Origin of the sequence: Chromobacterium rhizoryzae (assembly GCF_020544465.1) — a bacterium.
Lineage (GTDB): Bacteria > Pseudomonadota > Gammaproteobacteria > Burkholderiales > Chromobacteriaceae > Chromobacterium.
On record NZ_CP066126.1, the window covers coordinates 2,206,278 to 2,231,728 of the forward strand.

The window sequence follows — 25,451 nt, forward strand, 5'->3', positions numbered from 1 at the left end:
CTTCATCGCTTCTCAGGGCGCGCTCTTGTCCGCGCCCTCCCAGCCGCCGCCCAGCGCGGCGATCAGATTGGCCGCCGCCAGCAATTGCTGGCGGCGCGCGCCTTGCACGCCCTGTTCCGCCTGCAGCTCCGCCAGTTGCGCGCGCCATTCCGCCTGACCGTCGCTGAGGCCCACGCCGCGCGCGTCGCGCTCGGCGCGCAAGCGGCGGCTGGCGTCCACGTATTGGCGCTGCCTGGCCTCCTGATCCGTTTTGGCGAAATGGGCGGAGGCGGCGGCGTCTTCCACCTCGTACACCGCGCGGGTGACGGCGCCGCGCCAGGCCGCGTATTGCTCGGCGGCGGCGGAGCGCGCGCGCTGGGCCTCGGCCTTGCGCTTGCCGGCGTCGAACAGCGGAATGTCCAGCTGCGGCAGCAGCGACCAGTTCAGCACCTTGCTGCCGCGCAGACCGGACCAGCTGCCGGCGCTGATGCCCAGCCCGCCGTTCAGGGTCAGCGACGGCCAGCGGGCGGCCTCGGCTTCGTCGATGCGCGCGCGCGCGGCGTCGTAGCGGGCCTGGGCCGCGCTCAGATCCGGCCTGCGCTGCAGCAGCCGGGCCGGCACGTCGCCGCCCACTTCCGGCAGCCTGAGTTCGCGCAGCGGACGCGCCGGCGGCAGCCCGCAGGCGTCCGGCATCTTGGCGGCCAGCTGGCACAGGCTGCGCTCCACCCGCTTCAGCGCGTCGCCTTGCTGAGCGACCAGGCGGGCGGCTTCGCTGGCCTCGCTGTCCGGTTCCAGCAGTTGCCGGCCGCTGGCCAGGCCGACGCGGCGTTTGGCGGCGACGCCGGCCAGCAGCCGCTGGCGCAGCCGCGCGGCCTCCTGGACCAGTTCGATGTCGGCGGCCAGCTCCGCCCGGGTCAGCCACAGTTCGGCGGTTTGCCGCGCCAGGCTCAGGCCCAGCGCGTCGAGGTCGCCGCCGCTGGCCTTGAGGTCGGCGCGGCCGGCGCGCGTCGCGGCGCTGACCCGGCCGCGCAAGTCCACTTCATAGCCCAGCGCCAGCCGCGTGCTGTAGCGGGTGCTGGGATTGGCGGTGTCTTCGCTCACTTCGCCCAAATCGAATTTGGACAGTTTGCGCCGTTCCACCGATTGTTCGAAGTCCAGCTTGGGATAGCGGTCGGCGTTGAGCACGCCCAGTTCGGCGCGCGCGGCGTCCAGCCGCGCCAGGCTGGCGGCGAGGTCGGTGTTGCCCTCGCGCACCGCGGCTATCCAGCGGCTGAGGCCGGGATCGCCGAAACCGTCCCAGGCCTGGGCGTCCGGGCCGGCGCCGGGCAGGGTCCGGCCGTAGCGTTCCGGCAGCGCCGGCGTCGGGCGCGAAGGCTCCAGCCCGGCGCAGCCGCCAAGCGCCAGGAGCAGCAGCAGAGCGATGGGGCGCATCATGGCTTGCCCGCCTTGTCTTGTCGGGCGATGCGCACCAGCACTCGCTGGCCGATGCGGATTTCCGGCGCGTCCACCAGCGCCAGCACGCATTCGATCACGCGCACGTCCTGTTTTTCATTGGGGTCGTCGTTGTCCGGGCGGTTGCCGAACACCTGGCCCAGCCGCAGCACCTTGGCCTTGTAGACCTTGGTTTCGTCCGCTTCCAGCGTCACCTCGGCCGCCTGTCCCGCCGCCACCAAGCCCACATAGCGTTCTTCCAGGTCGGCGCGGACGATGCGCGGCCCGTTGGGGGCGAACATGAACAGAGGCGTCACGTTCAGCGTGGAGGTGCCGTCGCCGGGGCGGGCCTGGCGGCGGATGATGCGGCCGGCCAGCGGCGCGCGGACCACGTGTTGATCCACTTCCAGCTTGCTGGCCGCCACTTGCGCGTCGGCGGTGGCCACCGCCGCCTGCTGGCGGGCCAGTTCGGAGGCGCTGAGCTTGACCTGATCGCGGGCGTTGTCTTTTTCCTGCTTGGACACCACTTCGTCGCCGCTCAGCGCGGACACCCGTTGCAGCTCGCGCTGGGCGATGGCGTGCTTGACCTGCAGCAGCGTCAGCGCCTGCCGCGCCTCGTCGCGCTCCTGCTCGCGGACCTTCATCGCCAGATTGGCCTCGCGGTCGTCGATGCGGGCCAGCACCGCGCCGGGTTTGACCTCGGCGCCTTCTTCCACCGACACCTCGCGAATGATGCCGGCGCGCGGCGCGGCGATATTGATCACCCCGCCTTCTATGCTGACGCGGCCCTTGGCGATGGCGGCCCACGGCGATTGCTGGACCGGCGCGGGAGGCGGCGGTTCGGAGCAGCCGGCCAGCAACAGGCTCAAAGCCAGCAGCGGGCCCAGGCGCAGCGGGGTCTTGGGAATAGGGCTGCTCATGCTACCTCCATCGGCGTGTTATGGACGCGCAGGTCTTTGACCACCTGGCCGTCTTCCAGGGTGATGACGCGGTCGGCGTGTTTGATCAGGCGGTTGTCGTGCGACACGCCCAGCACCGTGGTGCCTTGTTCCTGGGCGATCTGGTGCAAGAGGTCGATCACCACTTGGCCGTTATGGCTGTCCAGCGCGCTGGTGGGCTCGTCGGCGAACATCAGCTTGGGCCGCTTGACCAGCGCGCGGGCGATGGCGACGCGCTGCTTTTCGCCGCCGGACAATTCCATGGGCCGCAGCTTGGCGCGCGGGCCCAGGCCCACCAGTTCCAGCGCCTCCTGAGCGCGCTTCTCGGCTTCCGGCTTGCTGATCTTGGGGCCGTAGTTCAGCGGCAGCAGCACGTTTTCCAGCGCGGTCAGCGAGGCGAACAGATTGAAGCCCTGGAACACGAAACCGCAATGCTCCAGGCGGAAGCGGCTCAATTCCTCGATGGAGCGCCGGGTCAGCTCCAGCCCCAGCGCGGTGACGCGGCCGGAGCTGGGCGGCAGCAGGCCGGAGAGCACGGACAGCAAGGTGCTCTTGCCGGAGCCGGACGGGCCGATGATCAGGGTCAGTTCGCCGGGCAGGATGGACAGCGAGATATTGGTGAGCACGGTTTGCTCGGTCTTGCCGTTGCTGAACGAGCGGTTCAGGTTTTCGCCGACGATGGCGGGAGAGGCGGACATGAGAGTCTCCTTATCGCAATAGGGTGGAGGGTTCGGCCTGGTTCAGCGCGCGCAGCGCGGACAGACCGGACAGCAGAGCGATGCCCAGCACCAGGGTGCCGGTGGCCAGGCAGCCCCACACCGGCACTTCCAGCGCGATGTGGGCGTGGCGCGCGGCCATCACCAGCAGCGCGCCGACCACGGCGGTGATCACCAGGCCGGCGAGGCCGACCCAGAAGGACTGCTCCAGGATCACGGCGCGCAAGGAGGAGGAGGACACGCCCAAGGCGCGCAAGGTGGCGTATTCGCGCAGCGCGGCGACGATGGCCGCCATCAGCGTCTGGCTGGTGATGACGATGCCGACCAGCAGGCCCAGCGCGGAGGAGAACAGGAAGCCGGAGCCGGCGCCGGACTCGAACAGCCAATACACCTGCGATTGGATGGAAAACTCCTCGGCGGTCCACACCTGGAAGGGCTTGAAGCTGCCGGCCGGCTGCAGCTGGTCGCGCACCAGTTCGGCGCGGCTGGGGTCGCGCAGCCGGGCCAGGAAGTAGTCGGTGGCGTCGTTGCGCAGATTGGGGTCGATGCGGCGCGCGGTGTTCAGCGAGGTCAGGATGTTGGCCCCGCCCATTGCGCGCATGCCGTTGACGGTGCCGCCGATGCGCACCCGCTTGCCGCTGAGTTCGGCGTAGTCGCCTATCTTGACGCCCAGCTTTTCCAGATCGCTCTCATCCACCAGCACGGTGCTGGGCACCGTCAGCTCCTGGCGCAGCGCCGGGGTCAGCAAGGTGGCGAAGGTCATCGCCTGCGGGCGCGGGTCGATGCCGATCAGCACCGCGCTGAGCTTGCCGCCGCCGGGACGCTGCCAGTCCGCCATGGTCCAGGTGAAGCGTTCCACCGAGGTGACCTCGGGATGCGCCCAAAGGTTGTTCTCGGTCTTGCCGGGAATCGGCCGGGCCAGATCCACGCTCTGAGTGGCCGGGTAGCCCACCCAAAGATCGGCGCTGGAGCGGTCTATGTAAACACCTACCGAGCTGAACATGCCCAAGAGCAGGCTGAGCTGCACTTGCACCAGCAGGCCGGCGAAAGCCACCGCCAGCACCGCCGGCAGGAAGCGGCGCCACTCGTAGATCAGCGAGGCGCGAGCGAGGGAGACCATGGTCAGGCCTCCGCGCTGCAGCCGGGCCGGCAGGGGGGATGGTTGGGCTGGGGCATGACTGTCTCCGGGGTGAAATGAGGGCAGTATGCCTATTCCTGCTTAGGGTTTTCTGAGCGCGGCCAAGCGTGAATAAGGCGGAGTCGGCGTACGGGATTTCCCTAGTATTAATACCACTGGTATTAGTCTGGATATTGAATTTGAATGCCAATTCAATAAGCCGCTGTTCTTATTGCCTGCTCAGACTCTCCTCAGTTTTCTTTTTCAAGCTTGGTTTTTTTATTTTTCAGTAATGGATTTACTAAAAAATAATGACTTTGGCATTGGTGTGTCAATAAAGATACATCATCAAAATCAATGACTTGCTTTGTTCTGTATATATTTTTCTCCAGATCTGTGGAGGTAAATCAGTCAACTGCAAGAAAGCCCTAAGGAAACACTAAGATTTCAACGTCATAATTTTCCAAAACCGGATTTGACAGTTTCGGTTGTAAAGATTTTGTCAAGTTGAGATCGCGGTTTTGGATGTGGTTTGCGTAATAGGCAGCAGGCGCGTGCGGCGGTTCGCCGGACGCGAATTCGATCCAGGCTTTGCGTGCGGGACCGGATTTAAAGAAAGGCAGTCGACCCTGGCCGTGCGGCCGGCGATTGCGCTTCCCGGTTGGTGCGCGGCGGCAAGCGAATGATGCGAAACAGCAGGTTCACCGCGGGAGGAGCAATGAGCAAGACCGTAGCTAGCAGGATAGGACCGGGCACGGTGGATATCGCGATTGTGGGCATGGCCAGCCACTTTCCCGATGCGGCCACCTTGTACGATTTCTGGACCAATATCGTCGACAAGAAGGATTCCCTGACCGACATCGACCAGAAGAACGGCGATGAATACTGGCGCAAGGAAGACTATTACAGCGCGGACCCGAGCGCCGCCGACAAGACTTACGGCCATCGCGCCGGTTTCGTGCCGGCCATCGATTTCGATCCGGTGGAATTCAAACTGCCGCCGCTGATGCTGGAGTCCATCAGCACCGCGCAGATCTTCGCGCTGCACGTGGCCAAACAGGCGATGCTGGACGCCAGGCTGGTGGGCGAGGACGCCTTGCCGGTGGATAAAGACCGCGTGGGCGTGATCCTGGGCGGCGCCGGCAACGGCAACACTTCCTTCTCGCTGGCCTTCCGCCAGCAGGAGCCGTATCTGCGCAAGGTGCTGAACCACGCCGGCCTGCCCGGCGCGGTGGCCGACGAGGTCATCGACCGCGTCAACCATCTCTATCTGGAATGGAACGAGGACAGCTTCCCCGGCTTCCTCGGCAATGTCGCCTGCGGCCGCATCGCCAGCTACTTCGATCTGGGCGGCACCTCTTATATGGTGGACGCCGCTTGCGCCAGCAGCCTGGCCGCGATCAAGGCGGCGGTGGGCGAGCTGGTGGACGGCAGCTGCGACGTGGTGCTGACCGGCGGCGTCAACCTGGAAAACTCGATCTTCTCCTTCCTGTGCTTCAGCAAGACGCCGGCCCTGTCCAAGAGCAATCTGTCGCGGCCCTTCGACGAATCCTCGGACGGCATGATGCTGGGCGACGGCGTGGGCTTCCTGGTGCTCAAGCGCCTGGAAGACGCCGAGCGCGACGGCGATCGCGTTTACGCGGTGATCAAATCCCTGCAGGCCTCCAGCGACGGCCGCGCCAAGAGCATTTTCGCGCCGCGTCACGAAGGCCAGGTCAAGGCGATGCAACGCGCTTACGCGCGCGCCGGCATTTCTCCGGCCGAGATCCAGCTGGTGGAGGCGCACGGCACCGGCACCCAGTCCGGCGACGAGACCGAGATCAAGAGCTTGCGCGCGGTGTTCGAGGCCGGCGGCGCTCAGCCCGGCTCGGTGGCCATCGGCAGCGTCAAATCGCAGATCGGCCATACCCGTTGCGCCGCCGGCGCGGCGGCGATGATGAAGGCCGCGCTCGGCCTCTATCACAAGGTGTTGCCGCCCACCATCAACGTCAGCCAGCCCAGCCGCGAACTGGCGGACAGCGCCAGCCCCTTCTACGTCAACATCGACAGCCGGCCCTGGCTGAGCCCGGTGGACGGCGCGCCGCGCCGCGCCGCCTTGAGCGCCTACGGCTTCGGCGGCACCAACTACCACGCCATCATGGAAGAGCATCAGGCGCGGCCGCAGGGCGATTTCCGCCTGAACCTGCGCCCGGAAGTGGTGCTGCTGCACGCGGACGGCCCGGAGCAGCTGCTGGCGCTGGCCGAGCACAAGCTGGATGCCTTCCGCGCCGAAGACGCCGGTTATCAGTTCCGTCTGCACCAAGGCGCGGCGGCGCGCGCGCCGGCCGCTTCCGCGCGCCTGGCCTTTGTCGCGGGCTCCGCCGAACAGGCGGCCGGCCTGCTGGACGAGGCGATCAAGCTGCTGCGGGCGCGGCCGGATCAGGACTGGGAACACCCGCTGGGCATTTACTACAAGCGCGAGGCGGCCCCGTTGGCCGGCCGCGTGGTGGCCTTGTTCCCCGGACAGGGCGCGCAGTACGTGAACATGGGCCGCGACATCGCCAACGATTACCCGGCGATGCGCGAAACCTTGGAGGGCCTGGACGCCGCGGCGCACGCCGACGGGCTGCCGCTGCCTTCGGCGGCGATTTTCCCGCCGCCGGCCTTCGACGCGGAGACGGCGGACCGTCAGATGGCGGAGCTGACCCAGACCCGCACCGCGCAGCCGGCGATAGGCGCGATCAGCGCCGGCTACTACAAGCTGCTGCGCGGTCTGGGCCTGCGGCCGGACTTCCTGGCCGGCCACAGCTACGGCGAGGTGACCGCGCTATGGGCCGCCGGCGTCTTGAGCGACGAGAACTTCTACCGCGCCTCGCTGGCGCGCGGCGCGGCGGTGGCCAGCCCGGTGCCGGGCGGCGAGCCGGGCGCGATGCTGGCGGCCTCGCTGCCGGAGAGCGAAGCCAGCGCGGTGCTGGAGCGCTTCCCGGAGCTGGTGGTGGCCAATTACAACTCGCAGCAGCAACTGGTGTTCGGCGGCGCCGGCGACATCATCCGCCAGGCCCATGAGTTCCTGAACGAGCGCAAGGTGCGCAGCCAGGTGCTGGCGGTGTCGGCGGCCTTCCACACCGACTTCGTGCGCCACGCTTGCGCGCCGTTCGAGGCCAGCCTGGCCGGGATTCCGTTCCAGGCGCCGCAAGCCGCGGTGTATTCCACCGCCAGCGGCGAGCGCCACGCCGACGACCCGGCCAAGATCAAGCAGTCCTTGATCGGCCAACTGGTCAGCCCGGTGCGCTTCCAGCAAACCATTGAACGCATTCATCAGCAGGGCGGTTATCTCTTCGTCGAGATCGGCCCCAAGGGCATTCTGGGCAAGCTGGTGGCGGACATCCTCAAGGACAAGCCGCACGCGGTGGTGTCGCTGAACCCCAGCGCCAACGGCGAGGAAGCCCTGCAATTCAAGCGCGCGCTGGCGCGGCTGGCGGTGGAGGGCGTGGAGCTGAGCTCCACCGATCCGCAGGCGGCGCTGCCGCTGGCGACGGCGCCCAAGAAAAAGGCGCTGACTTACACAATGAGCGGCGGCTTCTTCTACTCGGAGAAAGCCAAGCAGCGCCGCGCGCACGCCATGCGCAAGGATACGCGCGTCATCGACGCCTTCATCGACGAGCGGCTCGCCGCCAGCTCGCCGCCGCGGGCACCGGAGACGGAGCGGGATAGTACGGTAGTGGTGGAAACTTTGGTCGACAACAGGGACGACATGGTGTGGCTGGAGCCGGTCCATGTCATAAGCGGAGAGGGAATCATGCAACGCAGTAGCTCGGACAACGAAGTATTGAGCGTATTGGACGCGCAAATCCAGGCGCAGAACATGCTCAGCCAGGTGCACCAGCAGTTCCAGCTGAATCAGAAGGACTACATTCAGCTGCTGGATTCGCTGATGAACAAGCAATACACCTTGCTGGAGAAATTCCAGGGCAGCCAGCAACTGACGGAAGTGGTGGCCAGCCTGGGCCAGAGCCTGCAGCTGCTGGACAAGAACCAGGAGCTCTACCACGTCAACCACGAACATTATTTCGACAACCAGCAAGCTTTGCTGGGCGCCGACGTCGCCGCCCGCGGCGGCCAGGTGGCCGCTCGCCTGCAACAGCGCGCGCCGCTGGAAGTGAGCTTGCCAACGCCGCGCGCCGCGGTGGAATTGCCGGCGGCCGCGCCCCTGGCTCAGCCCGCCGCCGCCCCCGCCGCCCCGGTGGCTCAAGTGAGCGCGGTGCAGGCGCCCAAGCCGACGCTGCAGGAGATTCCGCAAGCAGCCGCTCCGGTCGCGCCGGCCCCGGTAGCCGCGCCCGCTCCGGCAGCCGCCGCGCCCGTCGCCGCGATCAGCGCCGAGGACCAGGCCCTGATCCAGCGCTTCGAAGCCTTGACCGAGGCCGACCTGATCAAGCAACTGATCGCCATCGTCAGCGACCGCACCGGCTACCCGGCCGACATGATCAATGAAGACATGGATCTGGAAGCCGACCTGGGCATCGATTCGATCAAGCGCCTGGAAATCTTCGGCGCCATGTTCGACCAGCTGTCCGCCGAAGTGCCGCACTTCCAGGACATGGAAAAACAGAAGGACATGGAAACCTTCGACATCGACGCCTTCAGCAACATCCGCAAGATGGGCGGCTTCTTCAAGCAGACCATCTCCGAACTGCTGACCGAGCTGAAGCAGGGCGGCGCCGCCGCGCCGGCCGCGGAAGCCGCTCCGGCGCCGGAGGCCGCGCCGGCCCCGGTCTCCAGCGAGCCCGCCTTGCACGAAACCCCGGCGGCGGAGGCCAAGCCTTTGCGTCAGCTGGGCGTGGTGTCGTCCACCAAGAAACTGGTGTCCGACGTTGCCGTGGAGGACTCCGCAGCAAAAAAATCCCTAGCTGAGCCCCGGGAGACGGCATCTGCCCTCGCTCAGCAATCCCCTGTAAGTGATGCCCATACGGTAGCCGCGTCCATCCATCGTTTTCAGGCGCGGAAACAAGCTTTGCCCAAGCCGGACCTGCTGGAGCTGGCCGCCGGCCGGCTCTGGCTGCTGACCGACGACGGCAAGGGTTTAAGCGAAGAAGTGGCCAAACAGCTGCTGGCCCACGGCCAGCAGGTGGCGCGGCTGGTGTTCAAGTGGCAGCAGGCCAAGGGCCAGCGCAAGGCGATCAAGCACGTCAACGACTACGTGCTGGAACGCGCCGACGAGCTGGCGCTGGAAGACGTGCTGTCGCGGATCGCGGTGGCCGAAGGGCAGGTGGGCGGCTTCATCCACCTGCAAGCGCCGGCCGGCAACGTCAAATCGCTGGCCAACGCCTTCGCCGCGGCCGAGTACGACACCGCTCAGGCTTTGTTCCTGCTGGCCAAGCTGCTGCAGCCCTCGCTGACGCAGCCCGGCCTCGGCCGCGCCTGCTTCTTCGTGGCCAGCCAGCTGGACGGCGAACTGGGCACCGCCCGGCGCGCCGCCTTTCCGGTGGCCGCCGCCGGCGTCAGCGGCCTGAGCAAGGCGCTGAACATCGAGTGGGAAGACGTGTTCTGCCGCACCGTGGATTTCGATCCCAAATGCGGCAAGAGCGCCATCGCCGCGATGTTGCTGGAAGAACTGCGCGACGTGCAGTCCGACGTGGCTGAAGTGGGCCGCGGCGTCAAGGGCGAGCGGATGACGCTGGGCTTCGAGGCGGCGCCGACCGACCCGCAGGCCGTGGCCGGCATCGACGCCAAGACCGTGTTCCTGGTCACCGGCGGCGCGCGCGGCATCACCGCCGAGTGCGTGATCGCGCTGGCCAAGCGTTATCCGGCCCGCTTCGCGCTGCTGGGCCGCACCCGCATCGACGCGCCGCTGCCGGAATGGGCGGAGGGCGGCGGCGAAGTGGCCGAGCTCAAGGCGCGCGCCATCCGCCATCTGCAACAGCAGGGCGAGACGGTGACCCCGGTCAAGGTGGACGCCTTGCTCAAGGAACTGCTGCAACTGGCCGAGGTGCGCGACACCATCGCCCGGATCGAGCAGGCCGGCGGCCAGGCCATCTATCTGGCTTGCGACATTGGCGACGCCAAGGACGTGGCGCGGGCGGCGGCGGAGGCGCAGCGGCAGCTGGGCCCCATCCGCGGCATTATCCACGGCGCCGGCAACCTGGCGGACAAGCGCATCGAGAAAAAGACCCCGGCCGATTTCCGCTCGGTGTTCCACACCAAGGTGAAAGGGCTGGAGAACCTGCTGGCGGCGGTCAAGCCGGACGGTTTGCGTCATCTGGTGCTGTTCTCCTCGGTGTCGGGCTTCTTCGGCAACGCCGGCCAGACCGATTACGCGATGGCCAACGACGCGCTGAACAAGTTCGCCTATCTGTACCAGACCCTGTACCCGAAACAGCAGGTGCGCAGCATCAACTGGGGTCCGTGGGACAGCGGCATGGTCAACGACGTGCTGAAGAAGGCCTACGCCGACCGCGGCCTGGCCATCATCCCCACCGCCGTGGGCGCGCAGTTCTTCGTCGACGAGTTCGCCGCCGGCCTGGTGCCGCAGGTGATCGTGGGCGGCGGCAGCTACAAGGTGGGGCGCAAGCAGAAGACCCTGCCGGCGCTGACCCGGGTGGAGCGCGAGCTGGACCCGGCCGTCAACGGCTTCCTGGGCGATCACGTGGTGGGCGGACAGCCGGTGCTGCCGGCCACCGCCGCGGCCGGCTGGATGGTGCAGCTGTGCGAAGACCTGCTGCCCGGTTATCGGCTGGAGACGCTGACGGACTTCCGCGTGCTCAAGGGCGTGGTGTTCGACGCCGGCGAGCAGCGGCGCTTCATCACCGAACTGCGGCCGGTGGCCGAAGCCGGCGGCAACGGCGACCGTCACACGCTGGAGGTGAGCATCTTCAACCAGGTGGACGGGGCCGCGCTGAACCGCTACCAGGCGCGGGTGACCATGAGCCGGCTGGCGGCGGAAGCGCCGCTGGACGGGCCCAAGGCGCTGGCGGGCGAGCCGCTGGAGCATGCGCCGCTGTACGGCGACATGCGCGACGGCGCCTGGCTGTTCCACGGCCCGGCCTTCCGCGGCGTGCAGTCCTTGTTCCGTCTCGACGGCCAGGGCTTGCAAGCCGGCGGTAGGCTGGCCGCCGCGGGGGGACAGGGGCAGTTCCCGGTGAACTCCTTCAACCCCTACCTGGCGGACGTGGCCTTGCAAACGCCGCTGATCTGGCTGATGTCGCAGTCGGACAAGGCGGGGCTGCCGCTGCAGATCGCCGAGTGGCGGCAGTACGCGCCGCTGGCTTTCGACCAGGCCTTCTATCTGAGCATGGCGGTCACGGCGCAAACCGCGACCACTCTGCTGGCCGACGTCACCGTCCACGGCGCCGACGGCAAGGTGTACAGCAAGCTGTCCGGCTTGCAGTTCACCGTGTCGAAGAAGCTGCGGCAGCTGATGTGCGACCCGGAGGCCAGCGTGGCGGTGTGACGCGAGCAAGGCTGCGCCTGCGGGCGCAGCCGGTCCGGAGCGCGGCGACGCGTTCCGGCCATACAGCCGAGGCGCGGCGGCGGAAGGTCCGCCTTGCCGCCGCCGCACTCGAAATCGGCCCGCGCCGGTTCAATCCTGATCCCGCGCCGCCGCCCGCCGCCTCAACAGCGGCCGGCGGCGGAGGGGGACGGTTGCGCCCAAGGTTTGGGAATGTTGGCTCTACTTTAGGCATGAATGCACTATGGAAGAAATCGCCATTATCGGATTAGGCTGCCTGTTTCCAGGCGCCGAAACGCCAGAACAGTACTGGCGCAACCTGCTGGAGCGGCGGGATTGCACCTCGGAATTGAGCCGGGAAGAGCTGGGCGTGGACCCGGCGTTGTATCGCCACCCGGTGCCGGGCACCGCGGACAAGATCGCCTACAACAAGAACGGCCATGTGCGCGGCTTCAAGCTGGACGCCGGCCGCTACCGCCTGCCGGCCGCGCAGCTGGAGGCGCTGGACCCGCTGTTCCAATGGACGCTGTACGCGGCGGAACAGGCTTTGATCGACGCCGGCCAGGGTGTGGGCCACAGCGCCGAGGCGCTGGAGCGCTGCGGCCTGATCATCGGCAATATCGGCATGCCCACGCACGCCGGCAAGAAGCTGCTCAACGGTTTCTACCAAGGCATCCTGGAACCCTACGTCCAGGAACTGCTGCAACGCGACGATTTCCATTTCCGCCAGCCCTGGCAGGCGGAAGGCTTGTCCGATCTCAATCTGATGACCGGCAGCCACAACGCCACGCTGGCGGCCCAGGCGCTGGGCCTGGCCGGCCCCAGCTTCGCGCTGGACGCGGCTTGCGCCTCCGCGCTGTACGCCATCCGCGTGGCCAGTTACTACCTGCAAAGCGGCAAGGCCGACCTGATGCTGGCCGGCGCGGTCTGCCACGCCGACCACATCTACATCGATCACGGCTTCAATGTGTTGCAGGCCTTCCCGGCCGACGGCCAGTCGGTGCCGTTCGACCGCAACTCCCAGGGCCTGAAGGCCGGCGAGGGCGCCAGCGTGATCGCGCTCAAGCGCTACGCCGACGCGGTGCGCGACAAGGACCGCATCTACGGCGTGATCGAATCCATCGGCCTGTCCAACGACGGCGGCGCCAAGCACATTCTGGTGCCCGACCTCAACGGCCAGCTGCTGTCGCTGAAACGCGCCTACGACGGCGTGGACAAGAACATCGATTATCTGGAATGCCACGCCACCGGCACCCCGGTGGGCGATCAGGTGGAGCTGGGCTCGGTGGAGACCTTCTTCGCCGACCAGGCGCAACGGCCGCTGATCGGCGCCAACAAGGGCAATATCGGCCATATGCTGACCGCCTCCGGCATGGCCAGCATCCTCAAAGTGCTGCTGGCGATGCGCAGCGGCGTGATCCCGCCGACGTTGAACGTGGAAGACATGGTCAGCACCCCGGGCGGCCAGCTGGACATCCGCCACGTGGTGCGCGACACCACGCCGTGGCCGCAGCGCGGCCAGGCCAAGCGCGCCGGCATCAACGCCTTCGGCTTCGGCGGCGTCAACGGCCACATGGTGCTGCGCGAACACCGCGCCGACGCGCCGGTGACCGCCTGGCCGCAGCTGCCGGCCGAACAGCAAAGCCTGGCCATCGTGGGCGTGGGCGTGGCGCTGGCGGACACTGAAACCCCGGACGCCCTGTTGCGGACGGTGGCCGAGGGCCGCCGCCACTTCCGCCCGCTGCCGCGCACCCGCTGGCTGGGCCTGGAGGGGCGCGCCGACGTGCTGGGCGCGCGCGGCTACCGTCAGGCGCCGGCCGGCGCCTATATCGAGCAGTTCGACTTCGACTGCAAGCGCTTCAAGCTGCCGCCCAAGGTGGTGGGCAGCCATCTGCTGTCACATCTGTTCCTGATGCCCATCGCCGAGCGCGCCTTCTACGACGCCGGCTACCAGCTGGACGGCCACAAGCGCAATATCGCCGTCATCGTCGCCGGCGACGTCGACTACAGCTGCTCGCGCTATCAGGCGCGCAACGAGATGGCCTGGCAGGTGCGCGACAGCCTGGCGCACAGCGGCATCTCGCTGAGCGAGGCGCAGACCGCGGCGCTGGAAACCATCGTCAAGGACAGCCTGTTCCCGGAGCCGTATCCGGAAGGCATCACCGGCGGCATCGGCAATGTGGTGGCCAGCCGCATCGCCGCCCATCTGAAGCTGGACGGCCCGGCCTTCTCGCTGTGCGCGCATGAAAACGCCGCCTTCAAGGCGATAGAACTGGCGCAGTTCATGTTGTCCGAGCAATTGGTGGACGCGGTCATCGTCGCCGGCGGCAGCTTCGCCGGCGGTCTGGAAAACGTCTTGTGGGCGCCGCGCCGCGGCGCCGGCCATGTCGACGCGCCGGTGGGCGAGGGCGGCGGCGTGGTGGTGCTCAAGCGCGAGCAGGCGGCCTTGGAAGCCAAGGACCGCATCTATGCGGTGATGCGCGGCCTGGCCATCGGCCACGCCTGCGGCGATAGCACCGAGTTTCAACCGGCGGCGGACGCGGTGGCGCGCTCGGCGGCGGCGGCCTTGCGCCAGGCCGGCGCGGATCCGGCGTCGGTGGGCTATCTGGAACTGAGCGGCGGTGCATTGGCCAGCGACAACCAGGTGGAGATCGACGGCTTGTCCCGGGTCTACCGCGACAGCGGCGTCGCCGCCGGTTCGGTGGCCGCCAATTACGGCCAGCTGGCCTCGGCCCAGGGCATCGTCAGCGTGATCAAGGCCGCGCTCTGCCTGCATCGCCGGCAGCTGCCCGGCGCGGCGGCGCTGGCCGCCTATCCGGAGGCCGCGCTGCGCGCCGTGTTCCGCGCCGGAGAAGCCGGCGCGGCCTGGCCGGCGCCGGCCGGCGGTCTGCGGCTGGCGGCGGTCAACAGCCTGGGCCTGGACCGCGGCTACGCCCATATGATTCTGCAAGAGCCCGGCGAGGCCAATCGCCTGGAAGCCAGAACGCCGACGCCGCCGCAGACGGGCGGTCCGGCCCTGGTCGCCACCGTGCACACCGGCCGCGAACACACCATCGCCGAGATGATCGTCAACGAGGCCAACCGCGCGCTGTTCGGCGACGTCAAGCCCTGGCGGCGTCCGCAGCCGGTGGCGGAACCGGCGCAGCCGCAGCCGGCCGCCGCGGCGCCGGCCGACAGCGAAGCGCCGGTCTTGCAAAGGCAGCACAGCCGACAGGCGCAGACCCAGCTCAGCTATCTGCAGGCCGAGCAGCGTTTCTACCAGCGCATCGCGCAACTGCTGGGCGCCGGCGCGCCGGCCGGCCAGCGCCGCGTGGCCAAGCCCAAGGCCGCGGCGCCGGTGCCGCCGCGCCCGCGTCCGCTGTTCGACGAAGCGCAGCTGGTGGAGCTGACCGACGGCTCCATCGCCAAGGTCTTGGGCCCGGATTACGCCGAGGCCGACAGCTACCCGATCCGCACCCGCATGCCGTCGCCGCCGTATATGTTCGCCTCGCGCATCACTGCGCTGTCGGCGCAGCCGGGCAAGCTGGAGCCGTGCTTCATCGAGTGGGAATACGATCTGCACCCCGACGCCTGGTACGTGTCCGACGGCCTGGTGCCGGCCTTCGTGTCGCTGGAAGCCTCGCACGCGATGATCGTCGCCTTCACCTATATCGGCTGCGACCAGCTGTTCAAGGGCCAGCTGCGCTACCGGGCGGTGGACAGCCAGACCACGGTCTACGGTCCCTTGCCCAAGGCCGGCGAAGTGCTGCGCGGACGGGTCAACATCAAGTCCTTCCTCAAGGTGGGCAAGAACGTGCTGATCGCCTACGAGTATCTGTGCTACGTCGGCGATAGGCTGAGCTTCAAGCTGGAGGCCAATTCCGGCTTCTTCCTGCCCAAGGACATCGAAAAATCCAAGGGGGTCAACACCGCGCCCTATCTGAAGGCCGGCCAGCCGGCCGAGCCGTTCCAGCCGCCGCTGCGCTGCGGGCGCGCGTCCTTCGACAACAGCCATATCGAGGCCCTGCAGCGCGGCGATTTCGTCGCCTGCTTCGGCGACGCCGCCTACGCCGCGTCGCGCGCGCCGCGCTTGTACGCGCCGGCGGCCAAGATGCTGGACCGGGTGGTGTCCATCTCCGCCTCCGGCGGCGCCTTCGGCCTGGGCGAGGCGGTGGCCGAACGCGACATCGACCCCAGCCACTGGGTGTTCCGCGCCCACTTCAAGAACGACCCGGTGATGCCCGGCACCTTCCTGGTGGAAGGCTGCGAGCAACTGGTCAAGTTCTACCTGTGCTACCTGGGGCTGTACTCGCTGCCGGGCATGGTGCCGCACGCGCTCAGCCCGCACAGCTACAGCGCCAAGTTCCGCGGCGAAGTGAAGTGCGAGGCCGACACCCTGCGTTACCGGCTCACCTGCAAATCCATCCACTGCGACTACCAGGCCGACGGCCAGCTGGAGCGGATGGCGCTGGTCTTCCTCGCGGAGATCATCTACCGCGGCAACGTCATCGGTATGTGCGACAACCTAGGCGCCGGCTTCAGCCGAGCGCCGGCAGCGGCGGACGCTTCGGCGCCGGCGCTGACAGCGATAGAGGCATGAATGAACCAAGACAAGCTTTGCGTGGCGCCGCGCTTTGCGGCCCCGGTGTACAAATGGCAGGGCCATGCCGGCAAGTTCCAGCAGACGCCGGAACAGGCTCAGGCCCAGTTGCTGGACCTGGCGCGGCCGCTGCACGTGCTGCGCCAGCAGGACGCGGTGCTGCTGGAGCCGGCCGGCGGCCTGGCCGGCAACGGCCAGGTGGATTGCCTGGGCATGGTGCCGGCGATGTTGCCGGAATATTTCGGCGATCCGTCCTTCTTGCGTGACTACGGCGTGCGCTTCGCCTATTACGCGGGCGCCATGGCCGGCGGCATCAACTCCGAGGACATGGTGATCGCGCTGGGCTCGCGCCGCATCCTCAGCGCCTTCGGCGCCGGCGGCCTGACGCTGGAGCGCATCGGCAGCGCCATCCGCCGCATCAAGCAGGCGCTGCCCAACGGCCCGTACGCGATCAACCTGCTGCACAACCCCAGCCAGCCGGACTGGGAGATGAACTGCGTCAAGCTGTTCATCGAACAGGACGTCAAGGTGGTGGAGGCCTCGGCCTACGTCAATCTGTCCGCCGCCATCGTCTACTACCGGGTCAAGGGCCTGGAAGCCGGCGACAAGGGCGCGGTGATCCGCCGCAACCGCGTGATCGCCAAGGTGTCGCGCCGCGAAGTGGCGCAGCATTTCCTCAGCCCGGCGCCGGAGAAGATCGTGCGCAAGCTGCTGGCCGACGGCCTGATCAGCGAGCGCCAGGCGGAGCTGGCCAAGAAAGTGCCGATGGCCGACGACATCACCGTGGAAGCGGATTCCGGCGGTCACACCGACAACGGCCTGCTCAGCTGCGTTTTCCGCTCCATCGCGGAGCTGCGCGACGAAATCTGCGCCGGCCAGGGCTATCCCTTCACCGTGCGCGTCGGCGCCGCCGGCGGCATCGGCAGCCCGCACGCCACGCTGGCGGCGTTCTCGCTGGGCGCCGCCTACGTGGTCACCGGCTCCATCAACCAGGCCTGCGTCGAAGCCGGCACCTCGGACCCGGTCAAGCAATTGCTGGGCAAGGCCAAGATCGCGGACATGGCGATGGCGCCGTCGGCCGATATGTTCGAACTGGGCGCCAAGGTGCAGGTGCTCAAGGGCGGCAGTATGTACGCGGTGCGCGCGCAGAAGCTGCACGGCCTGTACAAGCAGTACCCCGGCCTGGAACAGATCCCGGCCGCCGAAGTGGCCAGCCTGGAACAGCAGGTGTTCCGTCAGCCGCTGGCCCAGGTATGGGCCGACACCGAGGCCTTCTTCGCCGGCCGCGGCAACCAGGCGCTGATAGACGCCGCCAACGCCAACCCCAAGAAAAAGATGGCGCTGCTGTTCCAGTGGTATCTGGGCCAGTCCTCGCGCTGGGCGATTTCCGGCGCGGCCGAGCGCGCGGTCGATTACCAGATCTGGTGCGGCGCGGCGATGGGCGCGGCCAACGAGTGGCTGCAAGGCAGCGAGCTGGCGCCGGTGGCCAAGCGCAAGGTGGCCGACATCGCGGTGGAGCTGATGGCCGGCGCCGCCTACCTGAGCCGCGTGGCGGCCTTGCGCCAGCTGGGCGTCCTGACGCCGCAGCGGCTGGAGCGTTACCGCCCGCTCAGCGCCCGCATGACGGCGCTGGACGAAGACGACATCGGACCCGAACCCGAATTGAATGACATCCCGTCATCAACCGTAGCACCAACCGTAGCATCACAGGGCAAGCAAGAGGAGAGCAGGAATATGGAAGGCAATACCAAGCTGTCGCTGATCAAGTCCAAGGATTTTTACAAGCAATGCTGGGAGCTGCTGCCGGGCGGCACCCATTACAACTTCGGCGACCCGGAACGGCCGCTGGTGGTGCCGTTCAATCGCGGCCGCAACTCCCGGGTCTGGGATCTGGACGGCAATGAACACCTGGACCTGTTCTGCAAATTCGGCGCGCTCTTCGTCGGCCACCACAACGAGGCTTACAACGAAGCGCTGATCCGCTACATGCAGAAAGTGACCTCGGTGGACACTTGCGACCTGGAAGTCGAAGTCTGCGAACTGATGGTCAAGCACATCCCTTGCGCCGAGATGATCCGCTTCTGCCTGAGCGGCACCGAGGCGGTGCAGAACGCGCTGCGCCTGGCGCGCGGCTTCACCGGCAAGCAGCGCTTCATCCGCTTCCACGGCCACTACCACGGCAACGCCGACAACATCATGGGCGGCCGCAAGCGCCAGGACCTGAGCTTCCCGGTGCCGGAAACCTTCAAGGGCGACCTGCTGGACACCCTGGGCCGCGCCGACGGCGCGCTGGAAGACCAGTCCTTCATGCTGCCGTGGAACGACATCCAGGTGCTGGAAGCCACCATCGAGCGCTACCACAATGAAATCGCCGCGGTGCTGATGGAGCCGATCTGCGTCAACGGCGGCGGCATCTTCCCGCGCGAAGGCTATCTGGAGCGCGCCAAGGAAATCTGCGAGAAGTACAACATCGTGCTGATCTTCGACGAGATCATCACCGGCGTGCGTCTGGGCCTGTCCGGCGCCCAGGGCATCCTCGGCGTCACCCCGCACCTGTCCACCTTCGGCAAGGCGCTGGGCGGCGGCTCGATGCCGATCTCCGCCATCGCCGGCCGTCGCGACATCATGGACCTCTACACCCGCGGCAAGGTGATCCACGCCGGCACCTTCAACGGCTACCCGCTGGGCCTGGCCGCGATCAAGAGCACCTTCGAGCTGATCGAACAGGACCCGGGCTGCTACGAGCGCATGGGCCGCTTCACCGAGCAGATCTCCGACACCTTCATCAAGGCCGCTCACGCCAACGATCTGCCGCTGGTGGTGCAGGGCATGCCCACCGCGCTGGTCTACCACTCGCAGGACACCATGGTGGACCGCTCCGAGGGCTACAGCGACAAGGTCAAGTTCTGCGACATCATCATCCGCGAGATCTCCAAGCGCTACGGCATCCAGTTCTCGCCGCTGTCGCGGATCTACTCCAACCTGCTGATGAACCAGGACGACGTGCGCTTCTTCGAAGAACGCATCTTCGACGCCATGGCCAACGCCCGCAAAGTGATCGACATCGCCTTCAAGGAAGGAGAGGTGGCGTGACCCGGCAAGTCGCCGTCGTCACCGGCGCGGCCGGCGGCTTCGGCAGCGCCATCGTCAAGTCGCTGCTGGAAGTGGGCTACGCGGTGGCGGCCACCGATGTGGACGCCGCCGCGCTGGAGCAGCTGGGCCGGGAGCTGGATTGCCCGGACAGCCTGCGCGGCTTCGTGATGGACGTGACCGACCCCGACAGCGTGGACGCCGCCAGCGCCGCCATCGTCGAGCGCATGGGCGCCAACATCACGGTCTTGGTCAACAACGCCGGCGTCATCGGCCGCGGCTACTGCATGGCGGAAAAAAGCGGGGAACTGGCGAGACGGGTGTTCGACGTCAACCTCAACGGCGCCTTCAACGCCACCGCGGTGTTCTCCCGCCACATGGCGCGGCTGAAGTACGGCCGCATCATCAACATCGCCTCCGTGGCCGGCATCTGGGGCGCGGCCGGCGGGTCGGCGTACGCGGCGTCCAAGGCCGGCCTGATCAAGGCGTCTGAGTCCTGGGCGCGGGAGCTGGGGCCGCTGAACATCAGCGTCACCGCGATTGCGCCGGGCATCTGCAAGACCAAGATGCTGGGCCAGTTCGTCGACCGTCAGATGGTGGAGCAGTCCGACGATGCCATCGTCAAGTCCATCGTGCCGGTGGGGCGCTGGGGGCTGCCGGAGGACATCGCCGAGGTGGTCACCTTCCTGGCCACCTGCAAGACCAACTATCTGAACGCCACCGTCATTCCGCTGGATGGAGGCATGCGGGTAGGCACCTTGTAAGAATCTGTCCAAGGCCTGCTGCGCTTCGGCGATACGGCGTTGAAACCGGTTTCGCTCTAGCTCGCGAGACTTGGATCAGGTTCTGCCGCATAGCGTGACAGGGGGCCGGCCGCGCCGGCCCCCGACTGGAACCAAACCAAATTCAGAGGTGAAGTCATGGATTACCGAGCCAAGACCAGCGTCAAGAACATCGTGCTGACCGGCCCCACCGGCGTGCTGGGCGGCCGTTTGCTGCAGGAAATACTGGCCACCACCGACGCCAACGTGTATTGCGTGGTGCGGGCCGAGAACAAGGACGCCGCGCGCGCCCGCATCGAAGACGTGCTGTATTGCTACGACGAAGGCCGCAAGCTGGCCACCGAAGCCTGGCGCATCATCCCGGTGCTGGGCGACATCAGCCAGCCCATGCTGGGCCTGGACGCCAGCGCCTACCGCGATCTGGCCCATCTGGCGGACCTGGTGCTGCATTGCGCCGCCAACGTCAGCCTGGTGGCCTCCTACAACAAGATCGCCCCGGTCAACGTGGGCGGCACCGCCAACCTGATCGAACTGTGCTTGGCCGGCAAGGCCCCGCTGGTGTTCACCTCCAGCTTCAGCATGGTGGGCGACAAGCTGTACCAGCCGGACTTCGTGCTGCGCGAAACCGATCTGGACGTGGGCCAGGGCTTCGTCAACATGGACTACGAACGCTCCAAATTCACCGCCGAGCGCATGGTGCACGAGGCCGGCGAGCGCGGCCTGGATTGGGTCATCGTGCGTCCGGGCAATATCTGGGGCGACAGCCGGACCGGCTGCTACCCGCTGAAGCAGACCAAGGTCAAGGGCATTTACTACGAAATGCTCAAATCGCTGGTGGAAACCGGCCTGACCTTCGCCTCGGACGAAGCCTTCGACATCTCCCCGGTGGACTACGTGGCCCAGGCCACGCTGTTCGCGGCGATGAATCTGCAGTCCAGCAATCGTCGCACCTACAACCTGACCAATCCGCGTCCGATCAACTACGACGGCATCGTCGCCCGCCTGCGCGGCTACGGCTACACCCTGCGCGACGTATCGTCCAAGGACTACTTCGAAGCGCTGCAGGAAGGCCGCATGCACCGCGGCGGCACCGGCTACCGCTCCACCTTCACCGATCTGATGGCCATCTTCTACGACGGCAGCGATTGCAAGGAGCACGCCAAGTACGACACCAGCGAGATCCAGGAGCTGCTGGCCAACACCGACATCCGCTGCCCGGACTCGGACCAGGCCTTGTTCGGCCGCTATCTGGACTACGCCTGCAAGGTGGGCTTCCTGAACGCGCCGGCGGAGCAGACCCCGCTGGCGGAAATCAAGCGTCACACCAGCATGGCCGGCGGCTATATGGAGAGCTTGTACGACGCCGACCTGAGCGACGCGGCGGCGGTGCGCTGAGATGCTGGCCGACGAGGAAGCGCTGATCGAAGCGCCGGGGGCGCTCGAAAAACCGTCGCGAGCGGTTCGAGAGCAAGACGCACCGCGCGCAGCGACCGAGATAGTACAAGGAGTACAGCGAGGGAGCGAGCACGGAGCAACGCAGCTATCGGACGGCGCAGCAGGTTTTTCGAGGTCCCCACCGGTCGCGGAACTGCTGCTGGACTACCAGGTGCTGAGCAACGGCGAACCAATAGGCCGGCTGCGGACCGAACGCCGCCGCGGCTGGCTGGACGACATGCCGGTGCTGCAGGTCAGCAACCGGATGGACCTGCGCTGCAGCGGGCTGTGGTTCGACTACTCGCTGCAATCGGACGAGAGCATGGATTTCGGCGCGGACGGCCTGTGCCGCTACGCCGGCGTCTCCGACGAGGACGGCGACAAGACCGTGATCAAGGGCCGGCTGCGTCAGGGCGTGCTGACCCTGCGCCTGCACGACGGCCAGCTGGAGGTGCGCCGCTTCAAGCTGGGGGATTTCGACGCCAGCAGCGAAGACGCCGCCGAGCGCTTTCTCGTCGGCGGCCAGGCCGAGGCCACCTTGCGGGTGCTGGATCTGGAGCACTTCGACATCGACGAAGTCCGCTACCAGCGGCTGCCGGACGAAACCCTGGACCTGCTGGGCCAGCCGCGGCAGGCGAGGGTGGTGGCCTATCAATCAAAGCGGCGCAAGATCAGCGGCACCGGCTGGTATCTGTCCGACGACGGCGGCGAAGTGCTGGTGCGCCAGAGCAGCCGCGAGCGCGGCGACCACAACGAAGTGATATTGACCCATTGGGAAAGCAAACCATGCCAAATCAAGACTTAGCCGTCACCCTGGTGCAAAGCGACATCGCCTGGGAATCGGTGGACCAGAACCTGCAGCGGATGGAGCGCCACCTGAGCGCGGTGAACGACAGCCGGTTGATCGTGCTGCCGGAAATGTTCACCACCGGCTTCAGCATGCGGCCGGAGAAGATCGCCGAAACCATGGACGGCAAGGCGGTGCAATGGCTGCGCGACACCGCGCGCGCCAAGCGCGCCGACCTGGTGGGCAGCGTGGCTATAGAAGAGCAGGGCCGCTACTACAACCGCCTGCTGTGGGCCAAGGCCGACGGCAGCCTGTTCAGCTACGACAAGAAGCATCTGTTCAGCTTCGCCGGCGAGCACGAGCACTACACCGCCGGCGACGCGCCGCTGATCGTCAAGGTGGATGGCTGGTCGGTGGCCGCCTTCGTCTGCTACGACCTGCGCTTCCCGGTCTGGTCGCGCAACAACAACAGCCAGTACGACCTGGCGCTCTACATCGCCAGCTGGCCGGAGCGCCGCGCCAAGCACTGGCAGACGCTGCTGCCGGCGCGGGCGATCGAAAACCAGGCCTTCGTCATCGGCGTCAACCGGGTGGGCGTGGACGGCAACGACATCCGCTACAGCGGCGACTCCATGCTGATCGATCCGCTGGGCGACACCCTGTACCACGGCCGCCAACTGGAAAGCGTGTATCAGGCCAGGCTGTCGCGCGCGCAGCTGGACGATGTGCGCGCCCAGTTCCCTTTCCTGAAGGATGCGGACCGTTATCAACTCGTTTGAACGCGCGGCGGCAATGAAAAGAGGCGGATAAGCCCTGCGGCTGCGCGGGGTTTTCCGCTGCTTCGGTTCTCCTTCGGCTTCTATGGAAAGTGAAATGCACCAAGCCACAACAAGAGAAAAAGTCATCGAATTCCAGTCGGTGACCAAGCGCTTCAACGACTACACCGCGGTCAACGACGTGTCGCTGGACATCTATCGCGGCGAATTCGTCGCCCTGCTGGGGCCCAACGGCGCCGGCAAGACCACGCTGGTGGAAATGCTGGAGGGACTGAAACAGCCGGAGGCCGGCTCCATCCGCATCCTGGGGCGCAGCTGGCAGAAGGACGAAAGCTATCTGCGCCACCGCCTGGCCGGGGTGCTGCAGGAATCGCTGTTCATCAACAAGCTGCGGGTAGACGAAACCGTCAACCTGTTCGCCAGTTTCTACCGCCGGCCGCGCAGCCGCGCCGACGAGGTATTGGAGCTGGTGGAGCTGACCCCCAAGCGCAAGGTGATGGTGGAAGGGCTGTCCGGCGGTCAGCGCCAGCGGCTGGCCCTGGCCATCTCCATCCTCAACCAGCCGGAAATCCTGATCCTGGACGAGCCCACCACCGGCCTGGACCCGCAGGTGCGGCGCGGCACCTGGGACATCCTGCGCAAGCTCAATAAGGAGCTGGGCTCCACCATGTTGCTGACCACCCACTACATGGAAGAAGCCGAATACCTGTGCGACCGCATCTGCATCATGCACCAGGGCCGGATTCTGACCCAGGGCACGCTGGACGAACTGCTGGCCGCGCACGAGCCGGGCGAAGTGGTCGAATACCGGGTCAAGAGCGGCGCCGGCGGCGCCGAGCCCAAGCACAAGGACAACATCATCAGCTACAGCTACGACCAGGCGTCCGCCAAGGCGAGGCTGCTGGTGCGCAACGGCTCGGCCTTCCTGTTCCGCCTGTCCGAATTCATCCGCGAACAACAAATCGACATCGACGAAATCATCGTGCGCAAAAAAACACTGGACGATTTATTCCTGTCACTGGCCGGCCGAGGTTTCCATGAATAACGCCTTGCTCAATCTGATCGTCACTCAATTCCGCCAATACCTGCGCGAACCTCAAATCCTGTTCTGGTCCTTCGGCTTCCCGCTGCTGCTGGTGTGGCTGCTGGGCGTGTCCTTCTCCGGCGGCGAAATCAAGGAGCGCACCATAGGCGTGGTGCTGCCGCCCAGCTTGCAGGAGCAGGCCGCGGTCAAGGCCTGGATCAGCAAGGTGGAGGCCCGCAACCAGCCGCTGTCCAGCGTCATCAACGCCGACGAGATCAAGCGCGACCACCTGATACGGATGAAATACCGCTTCCAGTACTACCCGGACCGCGAATCGGTGTTGCGCGGCCTCAAGCGCGGCGACGTGCAGGTGTTCATGGAGCCCAGCGCCGACAGCGGCAAGCGCATCTACTACCTGGACCCGCAGAACAACGAGGCGCTGCTGACTTACTTCTTCCTTGGCGACGACCCGGACGCGCTGAGCCAGGCGGTGGACAAGAATATGTCGGTGCTGGACAGCCCCGGTCTGCGCTACATCGACTTCCTGGTGCCCGGCCTGGTGGCGATGGCGGTGATGGAAACCTGCCTGATCGCCGTCGGCTGGTCGCTGATCGAAAAACGCGCCACCCGCGTTACCCGGCAGATGCGCATCACCCCGATGCGCAAGACTGATTTCCTGCTGGCCCACGTGCTGGCCTGCCTGGTGTTCAGCCTGCTGGAAACCCTGGTGCTGTATTTGTTCGCCAGCAGTTATTTCGACGTGCACGCCCAGGGCGGGGCGCTGCCCTTCATCGTGCTGCTGCTGGCCGGCAATGTCTGCTTCGCCGGCATCGCCATCCTGGCCGCCTCGCGCGCCACCAAGGCGCAGACCGCCAACGGCCTGTTGGAAATGACCATCCTGTTCCTGGTGATCTTCTCCGGCATCTTTTTCAGCTACAAGCACTTCCCGGAGTGGATGGTGGCGGTGATCGAGGTGTTGCCGCTGACCATCCTGGCGGACGGCATGCGCATGATCTTCGTCGAGGGGGCCGGAGTGCTGGAAATCGCGCGTTCGGCGGTGGTGCTCACGTTGATCGGCATTGCCGGCTTCGTCAGCGGCGCGCGGGTGTTCCGCTGGTATTAGGGGCATGAGGCATCCGCTGCGCGGATGATGGTTTTGATTGCCGGGGCGGCCCTGACCGAGCGAGGCAAGCGTAGCGTCGCGAGGGAATAAGGCAGGAAGGGGAACCACTCGGCCAAATTCCCCTATCACTGAGCGAATCAAAGATTCGCTCAGTGATGGCGCGCTAACGTCGCGCTGCTCGAACAGGCAGCCGCTTAAAACGAGCGAAGCGAAGTTTCTGTGTAGCTAAAACCTCGGGCCTGCCACCCGGCG

Annotated in this window: 13 protein-coding genes; 9 read left to right on the plus strand and 4 right to left on the minus strand. The window is 66.7% G+C overall.

Translation table 11 applies throughout. The annotated features are described in order from the left end of the window. Positions 1 to 12 precede the first annotated feature (12 nt). The 4 genes from JC616_RS10065 to JC616_RS10080 are packed head-to-tail and all read right to left on the minus strand — an operon-like array spanning position 13 to position 4,184. Positions 13 to 1,413: an efflux transporter outer membrane subunit gene (locus tag JC616_RS10065; RefSeq protein WP_227108036.1), complete on the minus strand. Its 1,401-nt coding sequence runs from the start codon at positions 1,411 to 1,413 to the stop codon at positions 13 to 15. Beyond that, positions 1,410 to 2,330 (minus strand): HlyD family secretion protein, encoded by a 921-nt coding sequence (locus JC616_RS10070; RefSeq protein ID WP_227108037.1) that lies wholly within the window; start codon positions 2,328 to 2,330, stop codon positions 1,410 to 1,412. Before JC616_RS10070 ends, JC616_RS10065 begins: the two co-directional genes overlap by 4 nt. After that, entirely contained in the window at positions 2,327 to 3,046 is a 720-nt protein-coding gene (locus JC616_RS10075) for an ABC transporter ATP-binding protein (RefSeq protein ID WP_107799363.1), read from the minus strand. Before JC616_RS10075 ends, JC616_RS10070 begins: the two co-directional genes overlap by 4 nt. Before the next feature lie 10 nt (positions 3,047 to 3,056). Continuing rightward, complete coding sequence (locus JC616_RS10080) at positions 3,057 to 4,184, minus strand: ABC transporter permease (protein ID WP_107799362.1); 1,128 nt, start codon at positions 4,182 to 4,184, stop codon at positions 3,057 to 3,059. Positions 4,185 to 4,899: 715 nt separating this feature from the next. Here JC616_RS10080 and JC616_RS10085 point away from each other — a divergent pair. The 9 genes from JC616_RS10085 to JC616_RS10125 all read left to right on the plus strand — a co-directional run bounded on the left by JC616_RS10085 (position 4,900) and on the right by JC616_RS10125 (position 25,199). Continuing rightward, positions 4,900 to 11,607 carry a type I polyketide synthase gene (locus tag JC616_RS10085; protein WP_227108039.1) on the plus strand — a complete coding sequence of 2,236 codons (6,708 nt, stop codon included), beginning with the start codon at positions 4,900 to 4,902 and terminating at the stop codon, positions 11,605 to 11,607. A 241-nt stretch (positions 11,608 to 11,848) separates the two neighbouring features. After that, positions 11,849 to 16,183 (plus strand): hotdog fold thioesterase, encoded by a 4,335-nt coding sequence (locus JC616_RS10090; protein WP_227108041.1) that lies wholly within the window; start codon positions 11,849 to 11,851, stop codon positions 16,181 to 16,183. Beyond that, positions 16,184 to 19,276 (plus strand): PfaD family polyunsaturated fatty acid/polyketide biosynthesis protein, encoded by a 3,093-nt coding sequence (locus tag JC616_RS10095; RefSeq protein WP_107799359.1) that lies wholly within the window; start codon positions 16,184 to 16,186, stop codon positions 19,274 to 19,276. Further along, positions 19,273 to 20,037, plus strand: a complete 765-nt coding sequence (locus JC616_RS10100; RefSeq protein WP_227108043.1) for an SDR family NAD(P)-dependent oxidoreductase — start codon at positions 19,273 to 19,275, stop codon at positions 20,035 to 20,037. The genes JC616_RS10095 and JC616_RS10100 overlap by 4 nt, the downstream gene beginning before the upstream one ends. A gap of 156 nt (positions 20,038 to 20,193) precedes the next feature. Then, positions 20,194 to 21,450: a thioester reductase domain-containing protein gene (locus JC616_RS10105; RefSeq protein ID WP_107799357.1), complete on the plus strand. Its 1,257-nt coding sequence runs from the start codon at positions 20,194 to 20,196 to the stop codon at positions 21,448 to 21,450. Positions 21,451 to 21,661: 211 nt separating this feature from the next. Then, positions 21,662 to 22,294 (plus strand): hypothetical protein, encoded by a 633-nt coding sequence (locus JC616_RS10110; protein WP_107799356.1) that lies wholly within the window; start codon positions 21,662 to 21,664, stop codon positions 22,292 to 22,294. Next, on the plus strand, positions 22,276 to 23,055 hold the full coding sequence (locus JC616_RS10115; protein ID WP_227108047.1) for an amidohydrolase: 780 nt from the start codon (positions 22,276 to 22,278) through the stop codon (positions 23,053 to 23,055). The genes JC616_RS10110 and JC616_RS10115 overlap by 19 nt, the downstream gene beginning before the upstream one ends. 94 nt (positions 23,056 to 23,149) lie before the next feature. Next, on the plus strand, positions 23,150 to 24,097 hold the full coding sequence (locus tag JC616_RS10120) for an ABC transporter ATP-binding protein (protein ID WP_107799354.1): 948 nt from the start codon (positions 23,150 to 23,152) through the stop codon (positions 24,095 to 24,097). After that, entirely contained in the window at positions 24,090 to 25,199 is a 1,110-nt protein-coding gene (locus JC616_RS10125) for an ABC transporter permease (RefSeq protein ID WP_107799353.1), read from the plus strand. The genes JC616_RS10120 and JC616_RS10125 overlap by 8 nt, the downstream gene beginning before the upstream one ends. Positions 25,200 to 25,451: the final 252 nt, after the last annotated feature.

Excerpts from the sequence above, each read along its gene's own strand:
- JC616_RS10115 (WP_227108047.1), top strand. The coding sequence starts at position 22,276 with ATGCCAAATCAAGACTTAGCCGTCACCCTGGTGCAAAGCGACATCGCC.
- JC616_RS10125 (WP_107799353.1), top strand. The coding sequence starts at position 24,090 with ATGAATAACGCCTTGCTCAATCTGATCGTCACTCAATTCCGCCAATAC.
- JC616_RS10095 (WP_107799359.1), top strand. The coding sequence starts at position 16,184 with ATGAACCAAGACAAGCTTTGCGTGGCGCCGCGCTTTGCGGCCCCGGTG.
- JC616_RS10080 (WP_107799362.1), bottom strand. The coding sequence starts at position 4,184 with ATGGTCTCCCTCGCTCGCGCCTCGCTGATCTACGAGTGGCGCCGCTTC.
- JC616_RS10075 (WP_107799363.1), bottom strand. The coding sequence starts at position 3,046 with ATGTCCGCCTCTCCCGCCATCGTCGGCGAAAACCTGAACCGCTCGTTC.
- JC616_RS10120 (WP_107799354.1), top strand. The coding sequence starts at position 23,150 with ATGCACCAAGCCACAACAAGAGAAAAAGTCATCGAATTCCAGTCGGTG.
- JC616_RS10105 (WP_107799357.1), top strand. The coding sequence starts at position 20,194 with ATGGATTACCGAGCCAAGACCAGCGTCAAGAACATCGTGCTGACCGGC.
- JC616_RS10085 (WP_227108039.1), top strand. The coding sequence starts at position 4,900 with ATGAGCAAGACCGTAGCTAGCAGGATAGGACCGGGCACGGTGGATATC.
- JC616_RS10065 (WP_227108036.1), bottom strand. The coding sequence starts at position 1,413 with ATGATGCGCCCCATCGCTCTGCTGCTGCTCCTGGCGCTTGGCGGCTGC.
- JC616_RS10070 (WP_227108037.1), bottom strand. The coding sequence starts at position 2,330 with ATGAGCAGCCCTATTCCCAAGACCCCGCTGCGCCTGGGCCCGCTGCTG.
- JC616_RS10090 (WP_227108041.1), top strand. The coding sequence starts at position 11,849 with ATGGAAGAAATCGCCATTATCGGATTAGGCTGCCTGTTTCCAGGCGCC.